Source organism: Austwickia chelonae NBRC 105200 (genome assembly GCF_000298175.1).
Lineage (GTDB): Bacteria > Actinomycetota > Actinomycetes > Actinomycetales > Dermatophilaceae > Austwickia > Austwickia chelonae.
Genome location: NZ_BAGZ01000004.1, coordinates 140,799 through 158,327, shown reverse-complemented (window position 1 = coordinate 158,327; position 17,529 = coordinate 140,799). Strand labels below are relative to the sequence as shown.

Below are 17,529 nucleotides of genomic sequence, written 5' to 3'. Positions count from 1 at the left end.
TGTCCGTCCCACCCCCACCGGACTACGGCTGGCCGGACGACCGGGACATCCCACCGGACGAGGACGTCCCACCGGACCCCTGGGAAGACCCCGCTGACGAGCCGGCCCCCAGGCCACCCGCCCGCCCCGGGCCGGACATGCGGACCTCGGCACCCAGGCCACAGCCTGCCCCGGCCGCTGCCCCGGCGGCGGCTCCGGCCGTCGAACGTCCGACCGCATCCGCGCCGGACCCGCGACCAGCACCCCGGCCCGCACCTGCGGAAGCGGCTCCGACGAAGACGGCGCCCGCGCCCCGGCCGACACCCGCCGCCGGCGCCGCGCCCGCCGGTGCCCGGACCTCCTCCGGTGCCGCACCCACCGGCGGGCGGATGAGCGGATACCAACGCGCCAAGGCAGCACTCCACCAGGCCGGAGACAGCCGCGCCGCGCAACTGACGAGAAGCGGCACCGCGCAGAACGTCCCCGCGCCGGTGGAGAACGAGGACCCGGGCATCAGCGAGGACGACGAGACCGTGGAGGACATGGTGTCGATCGGTCAACCGGTCATCGCCCGGATCCTCGGTGGCGTCGTCATCGACGAGTACGAGGGCTGACCGCCCGCGCACAGCGCACCGGCCCCGGCCGCTCACGGCGGTGCATCGCACACGTTCCTGCCCGTAGGCTCGCTTCTCGTGGAAGGAACCAGGTTCTACGAGACAGGCCGCAGGATCGCCGGGCCGGTGCTGCGCGCCGTGCTGCGCGCGCAGGTGGACGGGCAGGAGAACGTCCCGACGACAGGTCCGGTGATCATCGCCGCCAACCACCTGTCCTTCTTCGACAGCATCATCCTGCCGATCACCTCGCCCCGTCCGATCACCTTCCTGGCGAAAGCGGAGTACTTCACCGGAACCGGCCTGTCCGGGGCGTGGAACCGGTTCTTCTTCACCGCCGTCGGAGCGATCCCCGTGGACCGGGAAGAGGCCCGGGCGGCCCAGAAATCCCTCGACCTGGCCTTGGGCGTCCTCGCGGACCAGCGGGTCTTCGGGATCTACCCGGAGGGCACCCGATCACGGGACGGGCGTCTCTACCGGGGCCACTCGGGCATCGGCCATCTCGTGTTGGAATCGGGGGCTCCGGTGGTTCCGGTGGGTCTGCGGGGGACCGAACGGATCCAACCGGTCGGGGCCTCCTTCCCGCGTCCGGCGAAGGTCGAGGTGCACTTCGGTCGGCCCCTTTACCTGCGGGAGAAGTACTCCGGCAAGCCCAGGGGGACGGCCCGCCGGGAGATCGCGGACGAGGTGATGCGGGCGATCCACGCCCTGAGCGGACAGGAATGGGCCGGGGAGCACAACACCCGGCCGGCGACGCAGAACGACTGACCAGGTCACAGGCGAGGGGAGAAGTCCGGTCAGCGCGTCGTCGACTGGACGCTCAACCTTGTCGGTGCGGCGTCGTAGGCTGGACGATGTGTACGAGGGTGCGGTTCAGGATCTGATCGACGAGCTCGGGCGGCTGCCCGGGGTCGGCCCGAAGAGCGCCCAGAGGATCGCTTTCCACCTGTTACAGGCCGACGAGGAGGATGTCCGTCGGTTGGTGGACTCCCTGGTGCGTGTGAAGAAACAGGTGCGTTTCTGCACGGTCTGCGGAAATGTCGCCGAGGGCGAGAAATGCCGCATCTGCTCCGACGAACGGCGTGACGGCAGCGCGATCTGCGTGGTCGAGGAGCCGAAGGACGTCCTCGCGATCGAACGCACCCGGGAATTCCGGGGGCGGTACCACGTCTTGGGCGGAGCCATCAATCCGATGGACGGCATCGGACCCGACCAGTTGCGTTTCTCCGAATTGTTCGCGCGATTGTCGGACGGGCAGGTCGAGGAAGTCATCATCGCGACCGACCCGAACCTGGAAGGCGAAGCCACCGCCGCCTATCTCGCGCGGCTGTTGTCCCCGCTGAATGTGCGGGTCACCCGTTTGGCCTCCGGCCTTCCGGTCGGCGGCGACCTGGAATATGCCGACGAGGTGACTCTCGGTCGAGCTTTCGAAGGGAGGCGTCTGCTCAATGTCTGATTCTTCTTCGACATCCGAGGAATCGCGTTCTGAGGTGATCGAGTCCGTCGGTCCGGTCGAGGAACGGCAGGTGGTCGAGGAGCTGGACGCCGACCTGGCCGTGCTGGGCGAGGAGACGGCCCAGGAAGCCCGCCAGTTCCTCGCCGTGGTGCGTCAGGTGGGAGCGGGGGAGGCCCCGGAGCAGGCGATCCCGCTGCTGCTGCTGGCGGTCTCCCAGATCCTGGTGACCGGGGCGCGGCTGGGCGCGATCAACGACGTCGTCCCCCTCGAACGTTTCGAACCCGACCTGGGTGTCGACTTCGATGTGGAGAAACTGCGGGACTCCTTGGCCGCCCTGTTCACCGGGCTCGACGACTATGCCGAGGTCGTCGACCCGCTGACCACGACGGAGCTGTCCACGGCGACCCTGTCCGGTGAACTGGCCGAGGTGGCGTCCGCGCTGGTGCACGGGCTGCGGCATTATGCGGACGGTCGGGTCAGCGAAGCCCTGTGGTGGTGGCAGTTCAGCTATCTCTCCGACTGGGGGGCGCGAGCGTCGGGCGCTCTGCGGGCCTTGCAGTCGATCCTGAGCCATATCAGGCTCGACGCGGACGAGGACACAGTCGCCGAAGCGGAATTCGACGCCCTGCACCGGTGAGTCGTCCGCCCGGAATTCGGGTGGGTGGTTGCGGTCGAATCCGCAGGCGACCGGGGTGGGGAAGTCGGATATCGCGGGCCTGAATCGCCCGATCGTCGAGATGCCGATGTCACTGTTCAAGACGGTCACCTCGAGTGGCTTTCGGGCACACCGATAGACTTCCCCTCGTCAACCGTCGCTCGAGAATGCAGGGAGCGAAAAGCGTGAGTCTTGTCGTCCAGAAATACGGCGGTTCCTCCGTCGCCGACGCGGAATGCGTCAAACGCGTCGCCCGACGCATCGTGGAGACCAAACGGGCCGGGCACGACGTGGTCGTCGTGGTCTCGGCCATGGGCGATACGACGGATGATCTCTTGGATCTCGCCGAAGAGGTCAGCCCCCTGCCACCGGCCCGTGAACTCGACATGCTCCTGACCGCCGGGGAACGCATCTCCATGGCGGTGCTGGCCATGGCGATCGCGAACCTGGGCTACACGGCCCAGTCGTTCACCGGAAGCCAGGCCGGAGTCATCACCGACGAATCACACGGCAAGGCCCGGATCATCGACATCACCCCGGGGCGGATCACCAAGGCCCTCGAAGAGGGGCACATCGCGATCGTCGCCGGTTTCCAGGGCGTCAGCCAGACGACGAAGAACATCACCACGCTGGGCCGTGGCGGATCGGACACGACCGCTGTCGCCCTGGCCGCGGCGATGGACGCCGACGTCTGCGAGATCTACACCGACGTCGACGGCGTCTTCACCGCCGACCCCCGGGTCGTCCCGGCCGCCCGCCAGATCAGCCGACTCACCACCGAGGAGATGCTGGAACTGGCCGCCTGCGGGTCGAAGATCCTGCACCTGCGGTGCGTGGAATACGCCCGCCGGTACCACATCCCGATCCACGTCCGCTCATCCTTCTCCGCGAAGGAAGGGACGATGATCACCAACCACACGATCGAGCAGCCCGAACAGCAAGGAGTGGCCATGGAGGCTCCCCTCATCTCCGGTGTGGCACACGACCGCACCGAAGCGAAGGTCACCATCGTCGGAGTGCCCGACCAGCCCGGGTACGCGGCGAAGATCTTCGCCACGGTGGCCACGGCCGAGGCCAATGTCGACATGATCGTGCAGAACGTGTCCTCGGTGGACACCGGCCGTACCGACATCTCCTTCACCCTGCCCCGCGTCGAGGTCGACCAGGTCGTCAAGGCCCTGGACAAGACCAAGGCCGAACTCGGCTACACCGGGCTGCAGTTCGACGACCACATCGGCAAGCTGTCGCTCGTCGGAGCAGGCATGCGGACCAACTCCGGAGTCAGCGCCAAGCTCTTCAAAGCGTTGTCGGACGCCAATATCAATATCGAGATGATCTCCACCTCGGAGATCCGTATCTCCGTCATCACCAGCGACGAGGAACTCGACGATGCGGTGCGCGCCGTGCACACCGCCTTCGACCTGGACTCCTCCGAAGGTGAAGCGGTCGTTTATGGAGGAACCGGACGATGAGCACACTGACCGAACGCAGCAAGCCGACCCTCGCCGTGGTGGGGGCGACCGGTGCGGTGGGCAGCGTGATGCTGTCGATCCTGTCCTCCCGTGAGGACGTCTGGGGCGAGATCAAACTGGTGGCCTCCGCGCGGTCCGCGGGCAAGGTCCTCCAGGTGCGTGGCGAGGACGTCGTCGTCCAGGAACTGACCCCGGAGGTCTTCGACGGCGTCGACGTCGCCATGTTCGACGTCCCCGACGAGGTGTCGGCACAGTGGGCGCCGATCGCCGTCGAGCGCGGCGCCGTGGTCGTCGACAACTCCGGTGCTTTCCGGATGGACCCGCAGATCCCCCTCGTGGTGCCGGAGGTCAACCCGGCGCAGGTCAAGAACCGGCCGAAGGGCATCATCGCCAACCCGAACTGCACCACCCTGACCATGATGGACGCCCTGGGCGCGCTGCACGCCGGATGGGAACTGACCGAACTGGTCGTCTGCTCCTACCAGGCGGCCTCCGGCGCAGGACAGCCCGGCGTCGACCGGTTGTACGCCGAGCTGGCGGCGGTCTCCGGGCAGAATGTCGGCACCCAGACCGGTGACGTGCGTCGCCTCGTGGAAGGGCAGCTCGGTTCCGACTCGCCCTTCCCGGCACCGCTGGCGCTCAACGTCGTCCCGTGGGCCGGATCGTTGAAGGACGACGGCTGGAGCAGCGAGGAACTCAAGGTCCGTAACGAGTCCCGCAAGATCCTGGGCATCCCCGAGCTGAAGGTCTCCGCGACCTGCGTGCGGGTCCCGGTCGTCACCACCCACTCCCTGGTGGTGCACGCCACCTTCAACAAGGAGATCACCGTCGACGAGGCCCGCGAGGCCCTCGTGCAGGCCCCCAGCGTGGTCGTCCTCGACGACCCGGAGCACCAGGAATGGCCGACCCCGGCCGACGTGGTCGGCAGCGACCCGACCTGGGTGGGCCGGATGCGTCAGGCTCTGGACTTCCCGAACACCCTGGAACTGTTCATCTGCGGGGACAACCTGCGCAAGGGCGCTGCGTTGAACACCGCGCAGATCGCCGAACTGGTGTGTGCCGAACTGACCGCACGCGACTGAGAACGCTCCGCCCGGGCGTCACCGACCCCGGGCAGACACCGACGGCGTCGGACATCTCACCTGTAGGTGAGGATGTCCGACGCCGTCGGCATATCGGATGCGCCGGCAGGAGGCACCCCGAGGTCGGGCCGGGGCCTCCGCGCGCAGAACTCAACTGTGAGTGGGGACGCTGGGGCGCGAGCTGCGCACCCCGGTGCGTTCCTGATGGGTGGCCCGGCGGGCGTGGACGCGCCGTTCCTGTTGACGTGCCGAATCGACTTTCGCCTGGAGACGGAGCCGTTCCTGCTCGTCAATGGGGGCAAGGCCTTCTTCGAGCATCATGTCGATCACCTCGTGTCGTACCCCTCGTGAATGAGTGGTGGGTGAGCAGGAGGGGTCACAGCAGGTTGACATAAGTGAACGGGAAGAGTCCACAGAGACACGCGTCCAAGACAGTTCGGCAAAGATACTTCCCCTCGGAACGGGACCACCGGCATGCGACCGTCCACCGTCGACACCGATCCGCCCCACCGGGCAAGAGGACATCAGGACGAATGTCCTGTTTACTTGTCCTGACAACACAGTGCCGAGGGTGGCCGGGGGCCCCACCGACGGCACCCCGGAAAACGGACCGACGTCCCCTCCACTGTTCACCCCGAGGAGGGCGACCGCACATGATGGGCAGCACCCACGCCACCTGTGGATGGCTCGCAGGACTGCTCACCCTCCCCGTCGCACCCGTCAGCGGCTTCGCCGAATGCGCAGCCTGGGTGATCACCTGCGCCGGATGCGCACTCCTGCCCGACCTCGACGAACCGAAATCATCCATCGGCTCCATGTGGGGCCCGATCTCCCAATCCGTCGCCAGCGTCGTCCGCATCATCGCCCGCGGCCACAGATGGGGCACCCACGACATCATCCTCTCGCCCCTGGCCTACGCCTTCATCGCCAGCTGGGCCACCCGCAGCACCCTCGGCTCGGCCATCCTCCTGGCCGTCGTCGTCGGACTCTCCCTCAAAGCGCTCGGCCTGTCCGGAGTCACCAAGATCGGCCCCCTGCTCAACCTCGGACTCTCCGCACTCATCGGCATCCAACTCGCCCCGCACGTCGCCGCCCACCTCGACCAACTCGCCCTCGTCGTCGCCCTCGGCGTACTCGTCCACTGCGCCGGCGACCTCGTCACCGAACGAGGCCTCCCCGTCCCCGTGCTGTGGATCTGGCGGCGCAAACGCTTCGCCATCCCCCTGTTCGAAACCGGGAAGAAAACCGAACGACGCATCGCCGTCGTGCTCAACATCGCCGTCATCTGGCAACTCGTCCTCGTCCTCGGCGGACCGGACCGCGCCGTGACCAATGCGCTCCACTTCGTCAAACAGGTCGGCAGCGAACTCTTCCCCCACCTGGCCTGAACTCAACCGCCCAACCACAACCGCAGGACATCCGCATCCGCCTGCGCCTTCTCCGGCGGACGACCGTCCCGCCGCTTGTCCTTCGTCACCGACAACTGACACATCGCGATGAAATAAGCCCCGAAGGCCTCCGGCTCACCCGCAGCCCGCAACCTCCGGTCGTACTCCTGCATCGCCGGAACCATCTCCCCACCCGGGACACCCCCGAACACCGAGGTACGGATCCGCGCCATATGCCTCGCCTGCGGCGGAGGAACCGACCGCAACGACGGCCACATCACCACCTGACCGGACACCCTGCTCAACAACGCCAGATCCGAATCCGTCAACACCAGACCCTCCGGATCGACATGGACCCGATCCCGCGACACCGACACGCCACACACCCCCACCCCGGACGAAGAACCCGCCCGCGGCAGAACGACGACAGCACACCGACGCCACGGACCGGACCGACCCCCACCAGATCGACCGGCACACCACCGACGTGAGCACCCCGCCCGAGCCCCCCCGCCGCAACGGTCGACAGCACATCGCCGCCCGGAACCGCTCTGCTAGCGTCCAGCGCATGGCTTCCCCCCACGCCACCCGCGCCGCCGGGCTGGCACTCGGACTCCTGATCGACGCCGCCCTCGGCGACCCGCGCCGCGGACACCCCGTCGCCCTCTTCGGCAGCTGGGCCGCCCGGCTGGAACAGGCCACCTACCGGGACAGCCGCACCGCAGGCACCATCCACCTCGCCGCCGCCACCCTGCCCGTCCTGGCGATCGGCCTCACCGCCGAACGGACGAGCCGCCGCCACCCGATCGCCCACATCCTCACCACCGCCGCCGCCACCTGGGCCGTCGTCGGCGCGCGCACCCTCGCCCACGAAGGGGAAACCCTCGCCGACGCCCTCGCCGCCGACGACCTCGACGCAGCCCGACAACGGCTGCCCCACCTGTGCGGACGAGAACCATCCGGCCTCGACGAACACGAACTCGCCCGCGCCACCATCGAATCCCTCGCCGAAAATACCTCCGACGCCGTCACCTGCCCCCTGATGTGGGGCGCCTGCCTGGGCATCCCCGGCCTGCTCGTCCACCGCGCCGTCAACACCCTCGACGCCATGGTCGGCCACCGCAACCCCCGCTACGCCCGCTTCGGCACCGCCTCGGCCCGCCTCGACGACCTGATGGCCCTGCTGCCCGCCCGCGCCACCGGGCTGCTGGCCTGCGCCGTCGCCCCCCTCGCCGGAGGCGACCGGACCGCCGCCTGGACGACCATGGTCCGCGACCACGCCGCCCACCCCAGCCCCAACGGCGGATGGTGCGAATCAGCCTGGGCCGGAGCGCTACACATCCAACTCGGCGGACGCAATGTCTACCACTCGAAAGTCGAGGAAAGACCCCTGCTCGGCGACGGACGACGACCCGGCGGGACAGACATCCACCGGGCAGCCCGCCTCGTCCGCGCCGTCACCACCGCAGGAACAGCCACCGCCGTCGCCGCCCTGGGCATCGCCGCCCTCACCCAGGAGAAAAGCTCATGACCGGAATCGTCATCGCCGGCACCTCCTCCGACGCCGGGAAATCCCTCGTCGTCACCGGCCTGTGCCGAGCCGCCCGCCGCCGCGGCCTCGACATCGCCCCCTACAAGGCGCAGAACATGTCGAACAACTCGATGGTCTGCACCGACGGCACCGAGATCGGCCGCGCCCAATACCTCCAAGCGCTCGCCGCGCAGGTCGAAGCCCACTCGGCGATGAACCCCGTCCTGCTCAAACCCGGCACCGACCGACGCTCCTTCGTCGTCCTGCGCGGACAACCGGCCGGACGCCTCGAAGCGGGAGAATATGCCACCGGGCGCAGACATCTCGCCGAAGCAGCCTTCGCCGCCTACGAAGAACTCGCCGCCACCCACGACCTGATCATCTGCGAAGGCGCCGGCTCACCCGCCGAGATCAACCTGCGCGCCGGCGACTACGTCAACCTCGGACTCGCCCGCCGGTTCGACCTGCCGATGCTGCTCGTCGGCGACATCGACCGCGGCGGACAACTCGCCGCGCTCTATGGCCACTGGGCCATCCTCGACGACGACGACCGGGCCTGCCTGGCCGGCTACATCATCAACAAATTTCGCGGCGACCCCGGCGTCCTCCAACCCGGGCTGGACGAGATCACCCGCCGCACCGGGATGCCCGGGCTGGGCGTCCTGCCCTGGGTCGACGGGGTCTGGCTCGACGGCGAGGACGCCCTGGACCTGGGCGCCTGGCGGGCCCACGGCGGTGCCGCCGACCGTGACGACGACCTGCTCCGCGTCGCCGTCGTCGCTTTTCCGCGCACCTCCAATGCCACCGATGTCGACGCCCTCGCCCACGAAGCCGGAGTGGAGGTCGTCGTCACCCGCGACCTGGGCCGACTGCGCGATGCCGACCTCGTCGTCCTCCCCGGATCCCGCTCGACCCTCTCCGACCTGGACTGGCTGCGCCGCCGAGGGATCGCCGACGTGATCGTCGACCGGTGCCGTCGAGGACGCCCCGTGCTGGGCATCTGCGGCGGCTACCAGATGCTCGCCGAGACTGTCGACGACCCGGAAGGCGTCGAATCCCGCGGTGAGAGAAGATCCGAGCCCGGGCTGGGCCTGCTCCCGGCGACCGTGCGCTTCCACGCCGAGAAGACCCTCGCCCGGCCCCGCGGAAGCTGGGCCGGACACCTCGTCGAGGGTTACGAGATCCACCACGGCGTCTGCGAGGTCGACGCCGATCGACACACCGAGGTCTTCCTCGACGGCTGCCGTCGCGGCGCCGCCTGGGGCACCCTCTGGCACGGGGCCCTGGAGAACGACGACTTCCGCCGGGCGTGGCTGACCGGCATCGCCGAGACCACCGGAAACCCCTGGCGGCCGCGCCCCGGGCACCCCGGCTTCGGGGAACGCCGCGAACAGATGATCGACGCCCTCGCCGACGCCGTCGAAGAACACCTCGACCTGGACGGGATATTCGCCCTGGCCAGATGACCGCGGAGATCACCGACGCCCAGAACATCGACAGGGTCGTGGCGGACACCCAAGCCGGCCCCTGACCGGGCCCACAAGGCCGAGGCGCCCACAACACCACCGGAAAACGCACCTGCGAGGACCTTCGGCCCGGTACGGACACCCGGATGACATGCGAAAATAGCCCCAGCGTGCGGAGCGGAGGAACACCGGTGCAGCACCCGGCCGACCGGCTCGGGCGCCACTCCGGGGCGGTCCCGCCACTGTGACCGACTGACGACGACCACCGACCTCAGCCGGAAGCCAGAAACTCCACCGGACGCGGCACGTCAATCGGGCGGTAGACCTGAGGAGGCCAGGTGGACGGCGCGACGCCGCAGACAGCAACGACCCCACCCCGACGACTCATCGGGATCGGCGTCGGACCCGGCGACCCCGAACTCGTCACCCTCAAAGCCGTACGCGCACTCCACGACGCCCAGGCCATCCTGGTCCCCGCCACCGAAGCCTCCCGCGGCGGAGCCGGACGCGCCGAACAGATCGTCCTGGCCTGCTGCCCCCAGGCAGCACCCGCCATCCGACGCATCCCCTTCTCCATGGCCGACCGCAGCGGAGTCACCAGCCGACGCCGAGAAGCCTGGGAAACCTCCGCCCAAGCCGCCCTGGACGCCTTCGCCGACGGCGCCACCACCGTCGTCTTCGCCACCGTCGGCGACCCCAGCGTCTACTCGACCTTCTCCTATCTCGCCGGACATGTCACCGCCGCCCGCGACGACGTCCACGCCGAGATCGTCCCCGGGATCACCGCCATGCAAGCCCTCGCCGCCAGCGCCGGAACCCCCCTCGTCGAAGGCACCGAGGTCCTCGCCCTCGTCCCGGTCACCGCCGGCGCCGAACGCTACCGGGAAGCCCTCGAATTCGCCGACACCGTCGTCGCCTACAAAGGCGGACGCCAACTGCCGCTGATGCTCCACCACCTCACCGAAACCGGACGCACCGACCAGACCGTCCTCGGGGAGAACATCGGCCTCGACCGCGAAAAAATCACCCCCGCCACCGAACTCACCGAGAACACCGCCCCCTACTTCTCGACCGCGCTCACCACCCCCACCCGCACCGAGATCGGAGGACGACTGTGACCACCGGCGAACCCACCCCACCGGCCACCCCGGACGAACACCCCCGCACCGGCAAAGTCGTCTTCGTCGGCGCAGGCCCCGGCGCCGCCGACCTGATCACCGTCCGCGGCGCCCGCATCATCGCCGAAGCCGACATCGTCATCTGGGCCTCCAGCCTCGTCCACCCCGGCATCGTCGCCGGAGCCCGCCCCGACGCCCTCGTCGTCGACTCCGCCTCCGCCTCCCTGGAAGACCTCGAACCGCTGCTGATCCGCGCCCGCGACGAAGGACTCCTCGTCGCCCGCGTCCACACCGGCGACCCCTCCATCTACGGCGCCACCGCCGAACAACGCGACCAGTGCAACCTGCTCGGCCTCGCCCACGAAACCGTCCCCGGGATCTCCGCCTACTCCGCGACCGCCGCCCGCACCGACAGCGAGATCACCGTCCCCGAAGTCAGCCAGTCCTTCGTCCTCACCCGGCTCGAAGGCGGACGCACCCCGATGCCGCCCCGCGAAACCGTCCGCGGATTCGCCACCCACGGCACCACCATGGCGCTCTACCTCTCCGCGGCCCGCCACCGACAACTCCAGGACGAACTCCTCGCCGGCGGATACGCCCCCGACACCCCCTGCATCATCGGATACCGGGTGACCTGGGAAGACGAACTGATCATGCGCTGCCGACTCGACGAACTCTCCACCACCATGCACGAACACCACCTGTGGAAACACACCATCGTGCTCGTCGGACCAGCGCTCGCCGAAGGCCCCATCTCCGCGCGCAGCCACCTCTACCACCCCGGCTTCCGCCACGAATACCGCGCCGCCGAACCCGCCGCCCAGGACGAACTACGCCGCCACGGCGCCCTCGGCATCGCCACCGAACAGCAGAACGAACCGGAGGAAAACCGATGATCGAGGTCTACGGCTACCTCGGAACACCCCCCGAGGACGTCCGCCGTGCCTGCGCCGAAGCAGCCCTCGTCGTCGCCGGCGCACGAGCGCTCGACGGACTGGGCGTCCCCGAAGAACGCCGCGTCGTCCTCGGCCGGGTCATGCCCGCCATCGAGAAACTCCTCGCCCACGAAGCCGACCCCGACGCCGGGCCGGCCGTCGTCCTCGCCAGCGGCGACCCCCTCTTCTACGGCGTCGTCCGCCGCTTCCGCGCCGCCGGACTGCACTGCCGGGTCCACCCCGCCGCGTCCTCGATCGCCCACGCCTTCGCCGCCGTCGGACTGCCCTGGGACGACGCCCAGGTCGTCAGCGCCCACGGCCACGGCATCGGCCCCGCCCTCGCCGCCTGCCGCGCCCTGCCCAAAGTCGCCCTGCTGACCGCGCCCGGCCATGGCATCTGCGAGATCTCCGCCGGACTCGCCGACCTCCCCCGCTGGTACGTCCTCGCCGAACGACTCGGCGAAACCGACGAACACGTCCGCATCCTCGACGGCGACGCCGCCCGCGCACTGACCGCCGCCGACGTCGCCCAGCCCAACGTCCTGCTCGTCCTCGACAGCCCACCGGACACCACCGCCGCCCTCGGGAAACCCACCGCCTACGTCGGCGGACCCCGCCCCGCCTCCACCGCCCTCGACGGGCACCCCGAACGCGCCGGCACCACCGTGATGCCGACCGCCGCCACCCCCCGCGACGGAATAGCCCTGATCTGGGGGCGGCACCTTCCCGTCCTCGGCGAAACCGTCTGGTGTTCCACCGGACTGCTCGACCAGATCCGCCCACTGGCCGCCCGCACCGGCGCCGCCGTCCTCGAACTGCCCGCCGGGAAGGACACCCCGCCCGAACCCGCCGTCGGCAACGCCGACCTCGTCGTCACCGACGACCCCCGCCACCTCGCCCTGCTCACCGGACGACCACCCCGACGGCTCGCCCTCCTCGCCGACGAACACACCGCGCAGGCCTGCGCCCACGCCCTCGACGACGCAGAACTCCCCGGTGAACCCACCGTCGAACACCTGACCGTCACCGGCGAGACCGGACAGACCCGCCACGACTACCTGATCACCCTCGACCTGGAGCAGGAGCAGCAGTGAACCACCCCGATGCGCAGGACGCGCCCGGACACACCCCCCGCATCGGACAGATCGTGGGCAGCTCCCCGGCCGCCCACGCCCGCGCCACCGAACTCGACCAGGCCCTCGGCGGCACCACCCGGTACGACGGCCCCGCCAGCGAAGGCCTGCCCCAGGCCTGGGCCGAATGCGACCTGATCATCAGCCACCTCGCCCTGGGCGCGACCACCCGCATCATCGCGCCCCTCCTGCGCGACAAGAAAACCGACCCCGGAGTCGTCGTCGTCGACGAAGCCGGACGATTCGCCGTGCCCCTCGTCGGCGGACACGCCGGTGGCGCCAACGAACTCGCCACCCGTATCGCCCGCGCCCTCGACGGCACCCCCGTCGTCACCACCGCCACCGACTCCCTGGGCGTCCCCGCCCTCGACACCCTCGGCTGGGCCTACCGCGGCGACGTCGCCGGAACGACCCGAGCCCTCCTCGACGGGAAAACCGTCGACCTCGTCCGCGAACACCGCTGCCCGCTGCCACCCCTGCCCGGCAACGTCGTCGACGTCGACCGGCGCACCGACACCCCCGACGAGGAACCCGCCACCCCCGCCGCCCGGATCGTCGTCACCGACCGGGCCGCCGACCTCGTCCTCGGCGAAACCGCACTGCCCACCGTCGTCCTGCACCCCCGCACCCTCGTCGTCGGCATGGGCTGCAACTCCGGCACCGACGTCGACCACCTCGACGCCCTGCTGACCGCCACCCTCGACGAAGCCGGACTCGCCCGCGAATCCGTCGCCGCGCTGACCACCATCGACCTCAAAGCCGGAGAACTCGGCCTCGTCCAACTGGCGGCGCGACTCGGCCTGTCCCTCGAACACCACCCCGCGGAACGCCTCGCCGCCCAGGACGTCCCCACCCCCAGCGCCGTCGTCGACGGCCACGTCGGCAGCCCCAGCGTCAGCGAAGCCTCCGTCCTGGCCCACGGCGCGGCCCTCGTCGTACCCAAACAGAAGACCGGCGACGCCACCTGCGCGATCGGACGACTCCCCGCCCGCGGACGACTCTGGGTCGTCGGCCTCGGCCCCGGCGTACGCGACCTGCTCACCCCCCGCGCCGTCGCCGCCATCCGCGAATCCACCTTCGTCGTCGGCTACGCGCCCTACGTGCGTCAGATCCGCGACCTCGTCCGCCCCGGCGTCGAGATCTACGCCAGCAAGATGGGCACCGAACAAGCCCGCACCAGCGCCGCCATCGAACGGGCCCGCGCCGGAGAATCCGTCGCCCTGGTCTGCGGCGGCGACCCCGCCGTCTACGCCATGGCCAGCCCCGTCCTCGAACAAGGCACCGACGGCATCGACGTCCGGATCGTCCCCGGCGTCACCGCCGGACTCGCCGCCTCGGCGATCCTCGGCGCACCCCTGGGCCACGACCACGCCGTCATCTCCCTGTCCGACCTGCACACCACCTGGGCCGCCATCGAACGACGCGTCGTCGCCGCCGCCGAAGGCGACCTCATCGTCGCCCTGTACAACCCGCGCAGCCGCACCCGCACCTGGCAGCTGCCCCGCGTCCTGGAGATCATGGCCGGGCACCGGCCCGCCCACACCCCCGTCGCCGTCGTCATGCAGGCCGAACGCTCCCGCCAACGGGTCATCATGAGCACCCTCGCCGACTTCACCCCCGACGACGTCGACATGAACTCCCTGGTCATCATCGGATCCAGCACCACCACCTATGTGACCTCGGGAGGGGGAGAGAAACGCATCGTGACCCCCCGCGACTACTCGTGGATGCCGGAGACCACGACCCAGCAGAACCCGCCCACGGGCACCCCGGATACGACCGACCCCACCACGCCGGCCGCACCCGTGAGCGAACCACCCGCCGAGGAACACCGCCATGAATGAACCCGCCACCGGACACCTGCCACTGGTGCTCGCCGCCCACGGCACCCGCGACCCCGAGGGCGTCGCCACCTGCCGGGCCTTCGTCGACCGGGTCCGCCGCCACCTGCCCGGCGTCCAGGTCGAAGAAGGCTACGTCGAACTGGTCGAACCGCCCATCGCCGACGCCCTCGCCGACGTCCTCGCCGCCCGGAAACGAGACGCCGAAGACCCCCGGGCCGTCGTCGTCCCCCTGATGGTCGGCACCGGCTGCCATGTGCAACAGGACATCCCCGAAGCCATCGCCGAAGGCACCGCCCGGGTTCCCGGCGGCCACGCCGCCTACGGGCGACCCCTCGGCCACGACCCCCGCCTGCTCGGAGTGCTGCGCCGCCGCCTCGTCGAAACCGCGGCCGACTGGCCGCTGGCGGAGACCGCCGTGGTCCTGTTGGGCCGCGGCACGAAAGTCCCCCAGGCCAACGCCGACCACGCCGCGCTGGCCCGTCTCCTCCTGGAGGACTCCGGCGTCGCCACCGTGCTGCCCGCCTACATCCAGGTGACCAGCCCGTCCCTGCCCGCAGCCCTCGACCAGCTGGCCACGCTGGGGCACCGACGCATCGTCGTCGTCCCCAACTTCCTCTTCCCCGGGATGTTGCGCACCTGGACGCACCAACAGTCCGCGGCCTGGATGCAGGACCACCCCGGCGTCGAGGTCCGGGTCGGCGAGGTCATCGGCGACTGCGACGAACTCGCCGAAGTCGTCGCCGAGCGTTATCACGAGGTCGCCCACGAGTGCGGCACCACCGCCACCGGCGACGCCCCCGTCTACCTGGCCGGGCTGCGCCTGCACGGACGCACCGTGCTCGTCGTCGGCGGCGGACATGTCGCCGAACGACGGGTGCCCCGCCTGTTGGAAGCCGGCGCCCGGGTGCGGATCGTCTCCCCGGAACTGACCCCCCGGCTCGCGCGGCTCCACCGCGACGGCGCCGCCATCGACTGGCAGGAAAGGACCTTCGTCGACGACGATCTCGACGGGGCGTGGTACGCCCTGGCCTGCACCGACGATCCCACCGTCAACGAACATGTCGTCGACGTCGCCGGACGGACCACGACCTTCTGCGTGCGCGCCGACGCCGCCCGCTGCGGGACCGCCTGGACGCCCGCCGTGGAACGCGCCGGTGGGCTCGCCGTCGCCGTCGTCGGTGACCGTGACCCGCGCCGTTCCGCGCAGGTCCGGGACGCACTGCTGCGGGCACTCCACGAATGATCTGATGTGATGAGGAGGTGCCCGGCCGGACAGGACCCGGCCGGGCACCTCATCCGCGTCACGGACCGACCCGCCCCGTCAGGGCGTCGCCGGCCTTCAGCTCACCGTTCGGAATCGGAGGCCGCGGCGTTCACCGCCGCGACCGTCACCGCAGACCCGCCCCGACGGCCCTGCACCACCAGGTGTTCCAACCCCAGGTCGCTGTCCACCAGGGCCTCCTTGGACTCGGCCGCGCCCACGAAACCCACCGGGATCCCGAAGACCGCGGCCGGCCGGACCTGGGTCTCGTGCAGGACCTCCAACAGGTGGAAGAGCGCCGTCGGCGCATTCCCGATGGCCACCAGGGCCCCGTCGACCAGGCCGCGCTCCACCCACCACTCCACGGCCCGTGCCGTTTTCGTGGTGCCGCGTTCGCGGGCCTCCTCCGCCAACCCGGGCTCGCCCAACAGGCAGACGACGTCATTGTCCCGAGGCAGTCGGGAACGGATGATCCCCGTGGCGACCATCGTCGAATCGCACAGGATCGGCGCCCCGGCCAGCAAAGCCGTCCGGGCGGCGGCCGCCACCCCCGGGGAGAAGGCGACCTCGTCGGCGATCGACGGGTCACCGGCGGCATGACACATCCGCACCACCAGGGGTTCCACATCGGCGGGGAAACGCGCCAGGTCCGCTTCGGCGCGGATGATCCGGAAGGACTCGTCGTAGATGTCGGCGCCCAGGTGGCGGTAGTCGTAACGGGGTGCCTGGTGCGACGGCTGCATGATGACGGGTCTCCTGGGCCGGGGGTGATGTGCTCCCTGCCCAGTCTGCCAGCGCAGCAGGTGAGCCGGGCGGGCACATCGGCCCGGGATCCGGCCGGGGTGGTGTCGACGGGGCCCTGCCGGAGAAACAGCAGGTCGAAGTCTCCGATCAGCCGGGACGGCGTGCGAACTCGGCTCGACGACGCCGACGGGCGGCCGAGTTCACCCGGCTCTGGCAACGCGTCGAACAGAACCTGCGGTGCGCGCTGCGCGATGCATCCAGGTAGACCCGGTCGCACAATGGCGCCGAACACACCCCGAGCCGTCCGCCGAGGTCACCGTCGACCGCCATGGCCAGCCCCGCCGCGATGCCCGCGGCCCAGCTCCGCCCGAACGAACCGTCCGGCCCCCGGAAGTACAAACCGTGGCCGCCACCGGAGGCGGGATACAGGCACGGTCGGACGTCGCTGTCGACCAACATCCGGTTGACCGTCCCCACCGCGGTCTCCGTGTCCCCGGCCTCCAGGGCCTCGAAGACCGTCCGGGCCTGGGCGGCACAGACCGCGATCAGCCGGGCGTCCTGCAAGGACGGGCGGGTCGCATAGTCGGGGCGGCGCAAGGCCTCCACGATCGCATCGGCCAACGCCATCCCGCTGGGCGCCTCGAAAGGGTGCCCACCGGCGTGCCCGGGGGTGAGCGCGTTCACCAGGGCGACCGCGGCGTCGGTGAGTCGATCGACATGACTGTGGAAGCACATGTCCTCGGTCACCTGGCTCTCCGTGTGCGGCACTGCTGCCTGGGAAGCGTACGACGATCGGCCGGTCCCGGGGGAGGAGGACCGAGGACCCCGGTCGGAAATCCCCTTTTGTGCCACGA

Annotated in this window: 17 protein-coding genes and 1 pseudogene; 14 read left to right on the top strand and 4 right to left on the bottom strand. The window is 70.1% G+C overall.

The features are described from left to right. The 6 genes and pseudogenes from AUCHE_RS16900 to AUCHE_RS03255 form a co-directional block, all read left to right on the top strand. Positions 1 to 593 (top strand): annotated as a pseudogene (locus AUCHE_RS16900) (hypothetical protein); the annotation flags it as partial. Positions 594 to 671: 78 nt separating this feature from the next. Next, positions 672 to 1,358, top strand: a complete 687-nt coding sequence (locus AUCHE_RS03275) for a lysophospholipid acyltransferase family protein (RefSeq protein WP_006501847.1) — start codon at positions 672 to 674, stop codon at positions 1,356 to 1,358. 88 nt (positions 1,359 to 1,446) lie between these two features. Further along, positions 1,447 to 2,046 carry a recombination mediator RecR gene (gene recR, locus AUCHE_RS03270; protein ID WP_006501846.1) on the top strand — a complete coding sequence of 200 codons (600 nt, stop codon included), beginning with the start codon at positions 1,447 to 1,449 and terminating at the stop codon, positions 2,044 to 2,046. Continuing rightward, positions 2,039 to 2,683, top strand: coding sequence for a DUF5063 domain-containing protein (locus tag AUCHE_RS03265; protein WP_143115140.1), 645 nt, complete (start codon positions 2,039 to 2,041; stop codon positions 2,681 to 2,683). Before recR ends, AUCHE_RS03265 begins: the two co-directional genes overlap by 8 nt. Before the next feature lie 203 nt (positions 2,684 to 2,886). Then, positions 2,887 to 4,173 carry an aspartate kinase gene (locus AUCHE_RS03260; RefSeq protein ID WP_006501844.1) on the top strand — a complete coding sequence of 429 codons (1,287 nt, stop codon included), beginning with the start codon at positions 2,887 to 2,889 and terminating at the stop codon, positions 4,171 to 4,173. After that, on the top strand, positions 4,170 to 5,255 hold the full coding sequence (locus AUCHE_RS03255; RefSeq protein ID WP_006501843.1) for an aspartate-semialdehyde dehydrogenase: 1,086 nt from the start codon (positions 4,170 to 4,172) through the stop codon (positions 5,253 to 5,255). Before AUCHE_RS03260 ends, AUCHE_RS03255 begins: the two co-directional genes overlap by 4 nt. Before the next feature lie 150 nt (positions 5,256 to 5,405). Here AUCHE_RS03255 and AUCHE_RS16475 read toward each other — a convergent pair whose 3' ends face one another. After that, the gene (locus AUCHE_RS16475; RefSeq protein ID WP_155889032.1) at positions 5,406 to 5,576 is read right to left on the bottom strand and encodes a hypothetical protein; all 171 of its coding nucleotides are present in this window, start codon (positions 5,574 to 5,576) and stop codon (positions 5,406 to 5,408) included. 332 nt (positions 5,577 to 5,908) lie between these two features. Here AUCHE_RS16475 and AUCHE_RS03245 point away from each other — a divergent pair, with 332 nt between their 5' ends. Beyond that, positions 5,909 to 6,643, top strand: coding sequence for a metal-dependent hydrolase (locus AUCHE_RS03245; protein ID WP_006501841.1), 735 nt, complete (start codon positions 5,909 to 5,911; stop codon positions 6,641 to 6,643). A 2-nt stretch (positions 6,644 to 6,645) separates the two neighbouring features. Here the strand turns inward: AUCHE_RS03245 and AUCHE_RS03240 are convergent, their stop codons facing one another. Next, a complete protein-coding gene (locus AUCHE_RS03240) occupies positions 6,646 to 7,020 on the bottom strand; it encodes a hypothetical protein (protein WP_006501840.1) in 375 nt (124 codons plus the stop codon). Positions 7,021 to 7,211: 191 nt separating this feature from the next. Between AUCHE_RS03240 and AUCHE_RS03235 the strand changes: the two genes are divergently transcribed. The 7 genes from AUCHE_RS03235 to AUCHE_RS03205 all read left to right on the top strand — a co-directional run bounded on the left by AUCHE_RS03235 (position 7,212) and on the right by AUCHE_RS03205 (position 15,913). Continuing rightward, positions 7,212 to 8,174 (top strand): cobalamin biosynthesis protein, encoded by a 963-nt coding sequence (locus AUCHE_RS03235; RefSeq protein ID WP_006501839.1) that lies wholly within the window; start codon positions 7,212 to 7,214, stop codon positions 8,172 to 8,174. Then, a complete protein-coding gene (locus AUCHE_RS03230) occupies positions 8,171 to 9,640 on the top strand; it encodes a cobyric acid synthase (protein ID WP_006501838.1) in 1,470 nt (489 codons plus the stop codon). The genes AUCHE_RS03235 and AUCHE_RS03230 overlap by 4 nt, the downstream gene beginning before the upstream one ends. A gap of 338 nt (positions 9,641 to 9,978) precedes the next feature. Continuing rightward, on the top strand, positions 9,979 to 10,758 hold the full coding sequence (gene cobI / locus AUCHE_RS03225) for a precorrin-2 C(20)-methyltransferase (protein ID WP_006501837.1): 780 nt from the start codon (positions 9,979 to 9,981) through the stop codon (positions 10,756 to 10,758). Further along, positions 10,755 to 11,654, top strand: a complete 900-nt coding sequence (gene cobM, locus AUCHE_RS03220) for a precorrin-4 C(11)-methyltransferase (protein ID WP_006501836.1) — start codon at positions 10,755 to 10,757, stop codon at positions 11,652 to 11,654. The genes cobI and cobM overlap by 4 nt, the downstream gene beginning before the upstream one ends. Beyond that, entirely contained in the window at positions 11,651 to 12,787 is a 1,137-nt protein-coding gene (gene cbiE, locus AUCHE_RS17695; protein ID WP_006501835.1) for a precorrin-6y C5,15-methyltransferase (decarboxylating) subunit CbiE, read from the top strand. The genes cobM and cbiE overlap by 4 nt, the downstream gene beginning before the upstream one ends. Continuing rightward, positions 12,784 to 14,670, top strand: a complete 1,887-nt coding sequence (gene cobJ, locus AUCHE_RS03210) for a precorrin-3B C(17)-methyltransferase (RefSeq protein ID WP_006501834.1) — start codon at positions 12,784 to 12,786, stop codon at positions 14,668 to 14,670. The genes cbiE and cobJ overlap by 4 nt, the downstream gene beginning before the upstream one ends. Continuing rightward, the gene (locus AUCHE_RS03205; RefSeq protein ID WP_006501833.1) at positions 14,663 to 15,913 is read left to right on the top strand and encodes a CbiX/SirB N-terminal domain-containing protein; all 1,251 of its coding nucleotides are present in this window, start codon (positions 14,663 to 14,665) and stop codon (positions 15,911 to 15,913) included. Before cobJ ends, AUCHE_RS03205 begins: the two co-directional genes overlap by 8 nt. A 101-nt stretch (positions 15,914 to 16,014) precedes the next feature. On the opposite strand, the gene AUCHE_RS03200 is transcribed toward AUCHE_RS03205, so the two are convergent. Next, positions 16,015 to 16,674: a precorrin-8X methylmutase gene (locus tag AUCHE_RS03200; RefSeq protein WP_006501832.1), complete on the bottom strand. Its 660-nt coding sequence runs from the start codon at positions 16,672 to 16,674 to the stop codon at positions 16,015 to 16,017. Positions 16,675 to 16,822: 148 nt separating this feature from the next. Beyond that, a complete protein-coding gene (locus AUCHE_RS03195) occupies positions 16,823 to 17,422 on the bottom strand; it encodes a CGNR zinc finger domain-containing protein (protein ID WP_006501831.1) in 600 nt (199 codons plus the stop codon). Between the last annotated feature and the right edge of the window lie 107 nt (positions 17,423 to 17,529).

What these genes read in the sequence shown, in the direction of transcription:
- AUCHE_RS03265 (WP_143115140.1), top strand. Translation starts at nt 2,039, where the DNA reads ATGTCTGATTCTTCTTCGACATCCGAGGAATCGCGTTCTGAGGTGATC.
- AUCHE_RS03255 (WP_006501843.1), top strand. Translation starts at nt 4,170, where the DNA reads ATGAGCACACTGACCGAACGCAGCAAGCCGACCCTCGCCGTGGTGGGG.
- AUCHE_RS16475 (WP_155889032.1), bottom strand. Translation starts at nt 5,576, where the DNA reads ATGATGCTCGAAGAAGGCCTTGCCCCCATTGACGAGCAGGAACGGCTC.
- AUCHE_RS03245 (WP_006501841.1), top strand. Translation starts at nt 5,909, where the DNA reads ATGATGGGCAGCACCCACGCCACCTGTGGATGGCTCGCAGGACTGCTC.
- AUCHE_RS03235 (WP_006501839.1), top strand. Translation starts at nt 7,212, where the DNA reads ATGGCTTCCCCCCACGCCACCCGCGCCGCCGGGCTGGCACTCGGACTC.
- AUCHE_RS03230 (WP_006501838.1), top strand. Translation starts at nt 8,171, where the DNA reads ATGACCGGAATCGTCATCGCCGGCACCTCCTCCGACGCCGGGAAATCC.
- cbiE (WP_006501835.1), top strand. Translation starts at nt 11,651, where the DNA reads ATGATCGAGGTCTACGGCTACCTCGGAACACCCCCCGAGGACGTCCGC.
- AUCHE_RS03205 (WP_006501833.1), top strand. Translation starts at nt 14,663, where the DNA reads ATGAATGAACCCGCCACCGGACACCTGCCACTGGTGCTCGCCGCCCAC.
- AUCHE_RS03200 (WP_006501832.1), bottom strand. Translation starts at nt 16,674, where the DNA reads ATGCAGCCGTCGCACCAGGCACCCCGTTACGACTACCGCCACCTGGGC.